Below are 10,800 nucleotides of genomic sequence, written 5' to 3'. Positions count from 1 at the left end.
GGGGACCCCGGCCGCGGACGACCGGTCGCCGCGCGCCTCCCAGCCGTCCCGCCGCCTCGGCGAACGCGGTCGCGGCCTCCTCCGGACGCCCTGCCGCTCGAACTTCCGGGCCCGGTCGAGCAGGGCGCCGGTATCCATCGTCATGATCGCCTCCGCGCGCCACCGTACCGGCCGCCCGCGAGCGCACCGTCGCCGAGCGCGGTGATCTCCACGCGGGTGTCGTGGAAGACCGGGCCGCCGCCGAGGTCGGTGCGCGCGCGTCCACCACCGCGTTCGCGTTCGACCCGCCCGAGAACTTCGCCCAGTGCCCCTTCGTCGTCGCCGCCACCCCGGGCCGGACCTGGTCGGTCACCCGCAGGACGGCGTCGAAGCCGCCCCGGTCGTTGGCCACCCGGACCCGCTCGCCGTCCGCCAGGCCCCGCGCCGCCGCGTCGTCCGGGTGCAGCCGGACGGCCAGCGGGCCGGACCGGCGCCGCAGCTCGGGGTTGTTGCCGAACTGCGTGTTCAGGAACTCGTGCGGCGCCGCCGAGACCAGCGCGAGCGGGTACCGCGCCGCACGCTCCCCGTCGGCGACCTCGGCGGGCGGGACGTACACGCGCCGGCGGGGAAGCTCGACCCGCCCGGACGGCGTCGCGGCGCCCTCCGCGTACGGCAGGAACGGGTCCGGGACCGACATCCGGACGAACCCCTCCTTGCGCAGCCGGTCCAGGGTGACGCTCGCCAACCACGGGTGGTCGGACGACAGGAGCTGCTCGGCCAGGCTCTCGTCGGAGTCGTACAGGCTCGGCTCGTTCAGGCCCATCCGCCGCGCCAGCCGCCGGAACGTCTCCGTCGTCGGCAGGCACTCGCCGGGCGGCGCGAACGCCGGCTCGTTCCACGTCAGGTACAGGTGCCCGTACCCCTCGTGCAGGTCCGCGTGCTCGTGCTGCATCGTGGCGGGCAGGACGATGTCGGCGTAGTCCATCGTGTCCGTCGGGAACTGCTCCAGCACCACGGTGAACAGGTCGTCGCGCGCCAGCCCCTCCCGCACCCGGTTCTGGTGCGGGGTGCTGCCCGCCGGGTTCGCCGCGATCACGAACAGCGCCTTGACCGGCGGATCGGCGGCGTCCAGGAGCCCCTCGCCGAGCCGGGACATCGACATCACCCGGGTCGGCCCCTGCCGCAGGTCGTCCCGGTACAGCGCGGCCTTGTTCAGCTTGACGTGCCCCGAGGTGGAGAACGCGAGCCCGCCGCCGCGCCGCCTCCAGTCGCCCGTCACCGCGGGGAAACTCGCGAGCACGCGCAGCGCCGTCCCCCCGCCCGCGTTCCGCTGGAGCCCCTGCGTGGCGCGGAACGCGGTCGGACGCGTCCGGGCGATCCGCTCGCCGAGCGCGGTGATCTCCGCCACCGGGACGCCGGTGATCTCCGCGGCCCGCTCCGGCGGGAACTCCGCGATCCGCTCCCGGAACTCCGCCCAGCCCGCCGCGTGGTCCCGCAGGAACTCCTCGTCCTGCGCGCCCGCCCCAACGACGACGTTGAGCAGGCCCATCGCGAGCGCCGCGTCCGTCCCGGGGAACGGCGCCAGATGCTCGTCCGCCTGCTGCGCCGTCTTCGTCCGGACCGGGTCGATCGCGACGAGGCGGGCGCCCGCCTTGCGGGCGTCCTGGACGAACTTCCACACGTGGTGGCCGCTGGTGAGCGGATTCGACCCCCACAGGACGATCAGCTTCGCGTGCGCGAGGTCCTCGGGGTCCATGCCGCCGGACGACCCGAGTGCGGCCTTCATCCCGGCGGAGCCCGCCGCCGAGCAGATGTCGGCGTTGTGGCCCGACGCGCCGAGGACGTTGAAGAACCGCCGCCCGGAGCACCCCTCCACGCCCTGCAGGTAGCCGAGCGTCCCGGTGCCCCAGTACGGCCAGATCGCCTGGCCGCCGTGCTCCCGCACGACGTCCTCCAGCCGCTCCGCGATCTCCCCGAGGGCCTCGTCCCAGGAGATCCGCACGAACCGCCCCTCGCCCTTGCGGCCCACCCGCCGCATGGGGTGCAGGATCCGGTCGTCCTGCCCGGCCCGCTCCAGCCACCGGTTCACCTTCGCGCACAGCGCGCCCCGCGTGTACGGGTGGTCCGGGTTGCCGCGCAGCCGCACCGCCTCGCCGTCCCGTACGGTGACCACCCACGAGCACCCGTCCGGGCAGTCCAGCGGACAGGCCCCCAGCACCTTCAGCTCGGCCCCCCTCAGCGGAACGTCCACCGTGCCCTCCAACCCAGACGAATCCCTCCAGTGTGCGCCATACATCCAGCAGCGTCGCACCCGGACACACCTGACCGGCCTCCGCCGGTCTCCGGTAGGGTTACCGCGGCCGGTTCGAAGGTGTGAGGGGGAGCCCGGTGGTGGATGCCGAAGCGATGGACGTCGAGTTCCGCAGCGACGTCGAGGTGGAGCTCATCAAATCGGCGGCATCGGACGCCGACGTGCTGTGGGCGGCCCGGGTGTCGACCAAGGGCGAAAGCTCCCTGGCCGAGGTGGAGGCCGACCCGGCGCGCTCGCGGGGCTTGATCAACTACCTGATGCGCGATCGGCACGGGACCCCCTTCGAGCACTCGTCGATGACCTTCTACGTAAAGGCCCCGATCTTCGTTTTCCGGGAATTCATGCGACACCGGACATTTTCGTACAACGAGGAAAGCGGTAGGTATCGTCGCCTAGAGCCCGTTTTCTATGTTCCGTCGCCCGAGCGGAAGCTGGTGCAAGAGGGCAAGCCCGGCAAGTACGTCTTCGCGGACGGGACCCCCGAGCAGTACAAGCTTGTCACGGAAGCCACCCAGGAAAGCTGCCGTCAGGCTTACCGGGCATACCTGGAGATGCTCGACGCCGGTGTTGCTCGTGAGGTGGCCCGGACCGTCCTTCCGGTCGGCCTGTACTCCTCCATGTATGCGACGTGCAACGCGCGCGCCCTGATGAACTTCTTGTCTCTGCGCACGAAGCGCGAGGACTCGAAGTTTCCCTCGTTCCCGCAGCGGGAGATCGAGATGGTCGCCGAGCAGATGGAGGAGCAGTGGGCGGCGCTCATGCCGCTGACCCATGCCGCCTTCGAAGCGAACGGCCGCGTCGCCCCCTGATACCGGTCTCCCTCCGCCTACCCACTGCGATGTCGGTGGCACGTGCTGTGATTCATCATGGCGGTGTCACGGGTAAGCGAGGTGGGTGCAATGGTGGTCGGATACGACGACCAAACAGAAGTGCTGACCGACTGCGGATGGATACCGTGGCCGGAGGTCGATGGCCGGGAGAAGTTCGGGGCGATCGACCCCTTGACGGGGACTCTGGAGTACCAGCGAGCCCTTAGCGTGTCTCATCGCTACTACCAGGGACGACTGTACAGGGTCCGGTCCGAGCAGGTCGATCTGCTTGTCGGTGATGAGCATCCGCTTTGGGATCTCACGGTATGACACGCGTGCGGCCAGGCGCGGGGAGAAGCCGTTCGGCTGGCGGCTGGTGCCCGGGTGGGGGAAGCTTGGGCGGTATGACGGATGTCGAGATTCCTGCCGGAGCGCGCGACCTGCCCGGGTACCTGGCCGTTCCTGACGGGGAGGGGCCCTGGCCGGGCGTGGTCGTCCTGTTCGAGGCGTTCGGGTCGACCGCCGACATGCGCGCGCAGGCCGACCGGTTCGCCGCGCACGGGTACCTCGCCGTGCTGCCCGACCTGTACGGCGGCGCGCCGTGGCTGCGGTGCGTCACCAAGGCGATGCGCGATATGCGCGCCGGGCGCGGCGCGACCTACGACGCCATCGAGGCGACCCGGGCGTGGCTGGCCGGACGCGACGACTGCACCGGCGGCGTGGGCGTGTGCGGGTTCTGCATGGGCGGCGGCTTCGCGCTCGTCGCGGCGGCGCGGTACGACTTCCGGGCCGCGGCGGTGAACTACGGGATGCTGCCGCGCCGTCCGGAGGAGGCGCTGCGGAACGCGTGCCCGATCGTCGCCGGTTACGGCGCCGCCGACCCCACCCTGCGCGGGGCGGCGCGGAAGCTGGAGCGGGTGCTCACGGACGCCGGTGTGCCGCACGACGTGAAGGAGTACCCGGCCACGGGACATGGGTTCCTTACCGAGACCAAGGTGCCGGGGCCGATGGGACCCGTCGCGAGGATCACGTTCGGCATGGGCAAGGGCCGCGAGAACGCCGACGACGGCTGGACCCGCATCTTCGCCTTCTTCGACGACCACGTGCGCGAGTGAAAGGCCCTCGGCCGTTCGAAGCGGTGTTCAGTCTCCGCCTCGCCGGGTGGACAGGAGCCGTCTGCCGCGTTCGGGGTCGATCGTTTCCGCGAGCCGGTTCTCCGCGAGCAGAGCGATGGGGGCGATGTGGTGCTCACTGACCGGGCGCCAGAGGTGCAGGGCGTCCAGGATGCCTTGCCAGGTGTCGTCCACCGTGCTTTTGAGTTCCCGGGCCCATTCCCACGGCGCGGGGACGACCGCGTGCGGGTCGCGGGCGCGTTCGGATCCGGCGCGGGCGCTGCGGTCGAGGAAGTCCGACAGCGCGGCGAGGAGCATGCCGCGGTCGCGTCCGAACTCTTCGGCCTCGGTGAAGACCTTTCAGGGGGTGTCTACCTCTCCGGCGAGGGCGTCCTTGCGGGCGTCCTCGACGCGGGTGTCCCAGTCGCGCCGGGTCGTCCCCTCCGGCTTGCGGAGGCGGTGGAAGGACGCGTAGAGCTTGCGCATGATGTCGTGGAAGGAACCGCACGGCTCCGGGCCCATGCCCGACCATGAGGCGAGCTCGTAGGCGGTCCATTCGCCCCGGGCGTCACGTTCTCGGGGTCGAGGAACAGGTCGCAGGAGTCGCCGTCGAGCGAGATCTGCACGGATCTGCGCAGGAGCGGGCTGACGTCGTTCTCCATGTCCGGACAGTCGTCGTAGGACTCGTCGTAAGCCTCGATCAGCGTCGGTCTCATGTCGCGGAGGAAGCCGATCTCGGCGGTGCCGCCGAGGCGGTAGATGAAGGGGCCCGCGTCGCGCCAGCCGTTCGTCGTCTCCAGGAAGCCGCGCAGGGACGGCGGGAGCGGCAGGCCGAGGCGTTCCTCCAGGGCCGCGATCTCGGACGGGGCGGCCGGTTCGCGGCCGAGCCAGCCGTCGCGGACGACCTCGGGGTCGAGCGGGCGGTCGTGCTCGGGATCGTGTGCGGCGATCCACTCCTCGCTCCACCGCTTGAGCCACGGCCGCCACTCGTCGCGGTCCATGTGTCCTCCCGAGTCGTCGTCCGGACGGGACGAGCATGGCGGCGGCCTCTGACGGAATCGTCAACCGCGCAGGACGGCCTGGGTCTGCGTCACCTGGGCGACGCGGCGGCCCGTGTCGTCGTGCAGGTCGGTCTGGACGACGATGGACGTGCGGCCCGCGTGCAGCGGGCGGGACGTGCCGTGCACGCACCCTGCCTTGACGCCGCGGAAGAAGTTCGTCTTCGATTCGAGCGTCGTGGTGGACGCGCCGTCCGGCAGGTTGAGGAACGCGCAGGCGGCACCGAGGGTGTCGGCGAGGGCCATGAGGGCGCCGCCGTGCAGGACGCCGCCCGCGGTGCAGCGGTCGGGCGCCCAGTCGAGGCGGCCGGTGACCTCGCCGGGGCCGGCGGTGTCGATCCGGACGCCGAGGGCGCGGGCGAACGGCATGGCGTCGACGAGCTGGTCGGGGGTCATCGTTCCTCCTCGTGGTGCCGGACGGGTCCAGCTTCCCGATCGGCGGTGCGCGGCGTCCATTACCTCGGACGTCATCGCCGCCGTGACGCGGCGCCGGTAGCGTCGGTGCGGTGACGGCGATCTTGAGTGATGTGCGGCCCATCGGGGAGCAGCTGCGGGCGTGGCGGCAGCGGCGGCGGCTGAGCCAGCTGGAGCTGGCGTCGGAGGCGGAGGTGTCGACGCGGCATCTGAGCTTCGTGGAGACGGGGCGGTCGGCGCCGAGCCGCGAGATGGTGCTGCGGCTGGCCGAGCATCTGGACGTCCCGCTGCGCGACCGGAACCTGCTGCTGGTCGCGGCGGGGTTCGCGCCGGTGTTCGAGGAGACGCCGATCGAGGAACCGCGGATGGACTCGGTGCGGGCGGCGCTGAAGCAGGTGCTGCGGGGGCACGAGCCGTTCCCGGCGGTGGTGGTGGACCGGTTCTGGAACCTGATCGACGCGAACGGCGCGGCGGCGCTGTTCATGGAGGGCGCGCCGCCGGAGCTGCTGGAGCCGCCGTTGAACGTGCTGCGGTTGAGCATGCATCCGGACGGCATGGCGAAGAACATCCTGAACCTGGCGGAATGGCGCGCGCACATGATCGACCGGGTGCGGCGGCACGTGCAGTTGACGGCGGACCCGTCGCTGGCGCAGCTGTACCGGGAGCTGCGGGACTTCCCGGGGGACATCGGCGCGGCGATGGCGCCGCCCGCGGACCACGAGGTGTTCATCCCGCTGCGGATCCGGCTGGACGGCCGGGACCTGTCGTTCTTCAGCACGATCGCGACGTTCGGGACGCCGGTCGACATCACGGTCGCGGAGCTGGCGATCGAGTCGTTCTATCCGGCGGACGCGGCGACGAGCGACTTCCTGCGGGAACGCGCCGGGTGGTGACGCGCCGCGGGTGACGGGTGCGCCCTCTTGCGGCGGAGGTGACGGGACGACAGGGTGGGGAAGTCTCTCCTGACGGACGAGCCGCCCGGTCGCCGACACCGGCCGGGAGAGGGGAACGACCCATGTCAGAGGCCACCCGGGGCGGTCCGGCGCCGCTCATCGGCGTCACCGCCGGCCAGGAGCCGGCGCGCTGGGGCATGTGGGTGCGGGAGGCGGTGCTGCTGCCCGTCCCGTACGTGCGGTCGGTGGAGCGGGCGGGCGGCGTGCCGGTGCTGCTGCCGCCGACGGCGTCGCTGCGCGGGGTGGGGGCGCTGGTCGAACGGCTGGACGGGATCATTCTGGCGGGCGGCGCCGACGTGGATCCCGAGCTGTACGGGGCGGAACGGCACCACGAGACGGACCCGCCGCAGCCGCAGCGGGACCGGTTCGAGCTCGCACTGGCCCGGGCGGTGGTCGACGCGGACGTCCCGTTCCTGGCGATCTGCCGGGGCATGCAGGTGCTGAACGTGGCGCGGGGTGGGACGCTCGTGCAGCATCTGCCGGAGGCGGTCGGGCACGAGGGGCACGCGCCGGAGCGGGGGAAGATGGGCTCCCATCCGGTGCGGATCGCGCCGAACAGTGTGATCGGGAAGGTTCTGGGCGAGTCGGCCGATGTGCCGGCGTTGCACCATCAGGCGGTGGCGCGGCTGGGGAAGGGGCTGGCCGCGGTGGCGTGGGCGGACGACCAGGTCGTGGAGGCCGCGGAGCTGCAGGGGCACCGGTTCGGGGTGGCGGTGCAGTGGCATCCCGAGGAAGGTTCGGACGGGCGGTTGTTCGAGGCGCTGGTGACGGCGGCGCGCGGGCGGTAGCGGGTTGGTGTTCCGGCGGCCGGGGAAGACGAATCGGTAGATTCCGTCGAGTTCTCCTGGAGGTCGCCGCATGCCGTTGCACCCGCAGACCGTGAGCTTCCTGCGGATGCTCGCGTCCTGGACGGCGCCGCCGCCGGACGCGGCGGAACCCACGATCGGGGAGATGCGGGAGCGGGTCGGCGCGGTGTTCCCCGTCGGGCGCCGCGAGCTGCCGTTCGTGGACGACCTGGCCGTGCGGGGTCCGGGCGGTCCGGTGCCGGTGCGGTTGTACCGTCCGGTGCCGCCGGAGGCGGGGCCGCTGCCGGTGACGGTGTACCTGCACGGCGGCGGCTGGGTGCTCGGCGGGATCGAGAACGTGGACGGCCTGTGCCGCGACCTCGCGGCGGACGCGGGCTGCGCGGTGCTGAGCGTCGGGTACCGGCTGGCGCCCGAGCATCCGTTCCCGGCGGCGGTGGACGACGCGTGGGCCGCGGTGGCGGCGGCCGTCCGGCGGCCGGAGCGGTACGGGTTCCTGCCGGGGGCGGTGGCGGTGGCCGGGGACAGCGCGGGCGGGAACTCGCCGCGGCGGTCGCGCTGCTCGCCCGCGACCGGGGCGTCGCGCTGGCGCACCAGCTGCTGGTCTACCCGGTGACCGACACGGCGCGGGACGCCCCGAGCTGGCGGGAGTACGGCACCGGGTACGGGCTCGACGCCGCCGCGCTGGCGCGTTTCATGGACCTGTACCGCGGCGGGGCCGCCCCGGACGATCCGAGGCTCGCGCCGCTGCGCTCGCCCGACCTGCGCGGCGTCGCGCCCGCGACGGTGATCACGGCCGAGTACGACATCCTGCGGGACGAGGGCGAGGCGTACGCGCGGCGGCTCGCGGAGTCGGGGGTGCCGGTGGAGGCGCGCCGCTACGACGGGGTGGTGCACTCGTTCTTCCTGCTCCCGGAGATGTTCGACGCCGGTGCCGAGGCGATGGCGTACGCCGTGGCACGATTGCGAACGGCATTCGGTTTTCGCGAGCGGGAGGCGTCATGAGCGACCGGTACGGGCGGTACGAGCGGCTGCGGATCGACCGGGCGGCGCCCGGGGTGCTGCGGGTGACGCTGAGCACGCCGGGACGGCTGAACGCGGTCGACACGGTGGGGCACGGGGAGCTGGCGGAGATCTGGCGGGACGCGGACGCCGACGACGAGGTGCGCGCGATCGTGGTGCGCGGCGCGGGCGAGGCGTTCTCGGCGGGCGGCGACCTGGCCATGATCGAGGAGATGATGGGCGACCACGCGGCGCGGCGCCGGATCATGCGCGAGGCCCGCGACATCGTGATGAACGTGGTGAACTGCTCGAAGCCGGTGGTCAGCGCGATCCAGGGCCCGGCGGTCGGCGCGGGGCTCGCGGTGGCGCTGCTGGCGGACGTGTCGGTCGCGGGCCGCTCGGCGAAGATCATCGACGGGCACACCCGGCTGGGCGTCGCCGCGGGGGACCACGCGGCGATCGTCTGGCCGCTGCTGTGCGGGATGGCGAAGGCCAAGTACTACCTGCTGCTCAACGACGTCCTCACCGGCGAGGAGGCCGAGCGGATCGGCCTGGTGTCGCTGTGCGTGGACGACGCGCAGGTGCACGACCGGGCGATGGAGATCGCCGGGCGGCTGGCCGCCGGGCCCGCCGAGGCGATCCAGTTCACCAAGCACGCCCTCAACAACTGGCTGCGCACGGCGGGCCCGGCGTTCGACGCGTCGCTGGCGATGGAGTTTTTCGGGTTCACCGGCCCGGACGTGCGCGAGGGCGTGGCGGCGCTGCGCGAGAAGCGCACGCCCGAGTTCGGCTGACCGGCGCGCGGCGCCCGCCGGACGGACCGTCCGGCGGGCGTCCGCGTGCGCGTCCGCTCAGTAGGAGCGCGGCAGGCCCAGTTCGTGCTGGGCGATGTGGGCGAGGACGAGTTCCTCGGCGACGGGGATGTTCTTGGCGATGCGCGCGTCGCGGAACATCCGGGCGACCGGGTACTCCAGCGAGTACGCCATCCCGCCGTGCGTCTGGAACGCGCGGTCGGCCGCCTGCCACGCGGCGTCCGCCGCCGTGAGCTTGGCGATGTTGGCCTCCGAGCCGCAGGGGAGCCCGCGGTCCCACAGCCAGGCGGCCTTGTAGGTCATGAGCCGGGCCAGTTCGACCTGGGCCTTGATGCGGGCGAGCGGGAACGCGATGCCCTGGTGGGAGCCGATCGGCTGCCCGAACGGCGCCCGGTCGCGCGCGTAGTCGCAGGCGATCCGCAGGACCAGCTCGCCGGAGCCGACCCCGCCCGCGGCGGCGAGGATCCGCTCGGGGTTGAGGATGTCCCACATCACGGCGAAGCCCTGGTCGGGCTCGCCCAGGACCCGGTCGGCCGGCACGCGGACGCCGTCCAGGAACACCATGCTGGACGCGACGGTGTTCGTGCCGAGCTTCGGGATCGGCTGATAGGTCAGCGTGCCCGCCTCGACGGCCTCCTTGACGTCCACGAGCAGGACGGTGAAGCCCGCGGTGCGGGGCCGCGCCTCGGCGGCCGGGATCGTCCGGGTGACCAGGACGAGGAAGTCGGCGCGCTCCATCCCGGAGATCCAGATCTTCTGGCCGTTCACCACGTAGGCGTCGCCGTCGCGGCGGGCCTGCGTGGTGATGTTCATCGCGTTGCTGCCCGCGTCGGGCTCGGTGATGGCGAAGCAGGTCTCCAGCTCGCCCGAGGCGATCTTCGGGAGGAACTCGGCGCGCTGCGCGTCGGTGCCGTGGCGGGCGATGGTCAGCCCGCCGAACGCCGGGGTGAGCAGGTACATGAAGGACGCGGCGCCGCCCGCGCCGCCCTCGGCCAGCGACTCCAGCGCGACCGCGAGTTCGAGCAGGCCCTGCCCGGCGCCGCCGTGCTCCTCGGGGATCGCCAGGCTGTGCCAGCCGCCCGCGACCAGCTCCCGCCACACCTCCTCGGGCCAGCGCTTCTCGGCGTCGCACCGGCTCCAGTACTCCTGGTCGTACTTCCCGGCGATCGCCCGCACGCCGTCGCGCACGGCGATCGCGCTCTCCGGCAGGTCGAAGTCCATGCAAGCCTCCTGGCGTGTGTGCTGTCCGGCGTCGATCAGGTCCCGCCGTCCCGTCGGGTCCCCACCGTAGCCGATTCGGTAAGTGTTCACTGACATCGGGGCCGCGGTCATTGAACCGTCCCCTCGCGGGTAAGCGGGACGCGACGACCGGCGACGACCTGCGGAGGCGACGATGCGAGTCCGGGACGGCTGGACGCTGGCGGGCGGCCGGTGGGGCGGCGGCACCGGGGACGAGACGTTCACGGTGACCGACCCGGCGACCGGGGAGCCGGTGGGGGAGGCGCCGGTCTGCTCCGCCGTCGACGTCGAGGATGCCGTGGCCGCCG

The 10,800-nt window shown here is 72.7% G+C and carries 11 protein-coding genes and 1 pseudogene; 7 read left to right on the top strand and 5 right to left on the bottom strand.

The window, feature by feature from the left end:
- On the bottom strand, positions 1-2,230 hold a 2,230-nt coding region (locus BJF79_RS20925; protein WP_262402341.1), incomplete at its 3' end, for a molybdopterin-dependent oxidoreductase.
- 137 nt (positions 2,231-2,367) lie between these two features.
- On the opposite strand from BJF79_RS20925, the gene thyX reads away from it, so the two are divergent.
- The 3 genes from thyX (at position 2,368) to BJF79_RS20910 (ending at position 4,214) form a co-directional block, all read left to right on the top strand.
- Entirely contained in the window at positions 2,368-3,099 is a 732-nt protein-coding gene (gene thyX / locus BJF79_RS20920) for an FAD-dependent thymidylate synthase (RefSeq protein WP_262402340.1), read from the top strand.
- A 90-nt stretch (positions 3,100-3,189) separates the two neighbouring features.
- On the top strand, positions 3,190-3,429 hold the full coding sequence (locus BJF79_RS20915; protein WP_075899768.1) for a hypothetical protein: 240 nt from the start codon (positions 3,190-3,192) through the stop codon (positions 3,427-3,429).
- Positions 3,430-3,503: 74 nt separating this feature from the next.
- Positions 3,504-4,214 (top strand): dienelactone hydrolase family protein, encoded by a 711-nt coding sequence (locus BJF79_RS20910; RefSeq protein ID WP_075899766.1) that lies wholly within the window; start codon positions 3,504-3,506, stop codon positions 4,212-4,214.
- 27 nt (positions 4,215-4,241) lie between these two features.
- Here the strand turns inward: BJF79_RS20910 and BJF79_RS53545 are convergent, their stop codons facing one another.
- From BJF79_RS53545 to BJF79_RS20895, 3 genes are read right to left on the bottom strand one after another with little or no spacing between them, the layout of a single operon-like run.
- Positions 4,242-4,529 (bottom strand): hypothetical protein, encoded by a 288-nt coding sequence (locus BJF79_RS53545; RefSeq protein WP_075899764.1) that lies wholly within the window; start codon positions 4,527-4,529, stop codon positions 4,242-4,244.
- A gap of 53 nt (positions 4,530-4,582) precedes the next feature.
- Positions 4,583-5,212, bottom strand: a complete 630-nt coding sequence (locus tag BJF79_RS20900; RefSeq protein WP_075899762.1) for an SMI1/KNR4 family protein — start codon at positions 5,210-5,212, stop codon at positions 4,583-4,585.
- Between the two features lie 60 nt (positions 5,213-5,272).
- Complete coding sequence (locus BJF79_RS20895; RefSeq protein WP_075899760.1) at positions 5,273-5,665, bottom strand: PaaI family thioesterase; 393 nt, start codon at positions 5,663-5,665, stop codon at positions 5,273-5,275.
- 110 nt (positions 5,666-5,775) lie between these two features.
- Here BJF79_RS20895 and BJF79_RS20890 point away from each other — a divergent pair, with 110 nt between their 5' ends.
- The 4 genes and pseudogenes from BJF79_RS20890 (at position 5,776) to BJF79_RS20875 (ending at position 9,235) form a co-directional block, all read left to right on the top strand.
- Positions 5,776-6,576, top strand: a complete 801-nt coding sequence (locus BJF79_RS20890) for a helix-turn-helix domain-containing protein (protein ID WP_083733623.1) — start codon at positions 5,776-5,778, stop codon at positions 6,574-6,576.
- Positions 6,577-6,698: 122 nt separating this feature from the next.
- Complete coding sequence (locus tag BJF79_RS20885) at positions 6,699-7,424, top strand: gamma-glutamyl-gamma-aminobutyrate hydrolase family protein (protein WP_075899758.1); 726 nt, start codon at positions 6,699-6,701, stop codon at positions 7,422-7,424.
- 70 nt (positions 7,425-7,494) lie between these two features.
- Positions 7,495-8,444: pseudogene (locus BJF79_RS67100) on the top strand (alpha/beta hydrolase).
- Positions 8,441-9,235, top strand: coding sequence for an enoyl-CoA hydratase/isomerase family protein (locus BJF79_RS20875; RefSeq protein WP_075899756.1), 795 nt, complete (start codon positions 8,441-8,443; stop codon positions 9,233-9,235). Before BJF79_RS67100 ends, BJF79_RS20875 begins: the two are co-directional and overlap by 4 nt.
- Positions 9,236-9,292: 57 nt before the next feature.
- Here BJF79_RS20875 and BJF79_RS20870 read toward each other — a convergent pair whose 3' ends face one another.
- Positions 9,293-10,474, bottom strand: a complete 1,182-nt coding sequence (locus BJF79_RS20870; RefSeq protein ID WP_075899754.1) for an acyl-CoA dehydrogenase family protein — start codon at positions 10,472-10,474, stop codon at positions 9,293-9,295.
- Positions 10,475-10,800 lie beyond the last annotated feature (326 nt).

The organism is Actinomadura sp. CNU-125, assembly GCF_001942465.1.
In the GTDB taxonomy this organism is placed as follows: domain Bacteria; phylum Actinomycetota; class Actinomycetes; order Streptosporangiales; family Streptosporangiaceae; genus Spirillospora.
This window is presented reverse-complemented; position numbering and strand designations above follow the sequence as displayed.

Excerpts from the sequence above, each read along its gene's own strand:
- BJF79_RS20885 (WP_075899758.1), top strand. The coding sequence starts at position 6,699 with ATGTCAGAGGCCACCCGGGGCGGTCCGGCGCCGCTCATCGGCGTCACC.
- BJF79_RS20875 (WP_075899756.1), top strand. The coding sequence starts at position 8,441 with ATGAGCGACCGGTACGGGCGGTACGAGCGGCTGCGGATCGACCGGGCG.
- BJF79_RS20910 (WP_075899766.1), top strand. The coding sequence starts at position 3,504 with ATGACGGATGTCGAGATTCCTGCCGGAGCGCGCGACCTGCCCGGGTAC.
- BJF79_RS20900 (WP_075899762.1), bottom strand. The coding sequence starts at position 5,212 with ATGGACCGCGACGAGTGGCGGCCGTGGCTCAAGCGGTGGAGCGAGGAG.
- BJF79_RS20915 (WP_075899768.1), top strand. The coding sequence starts at position 3,190 with ATGGTGGTCGGATACGACGACCAAACAGAAGTGCTGACCGACTGCGGA.
- BJF79_RS20870 (WP_075899754.1), bottom strand. The coding sequence starts at position 10,474 with ATGGACTTCGACCTGCCGGAGAGCGCGATCGCCGTGCGCGACGGCGTG.
- BJF79_RS20895 (WP_075899760.1), bottom strand. The coding sequence starts at position 5,665 with ATGACCCCCGACCAGCTCGTCGACGCCATGCCGTTCGCCCGCGCCCTC.
- BJF79_RS53545 (WP_075899764.1), bottom strand. The coding sequence starts at position 4,529 with ATGCTCCTCGCCGCGCTGTCGGACTTCCTCGACCGCAGCGCCCGCGCC.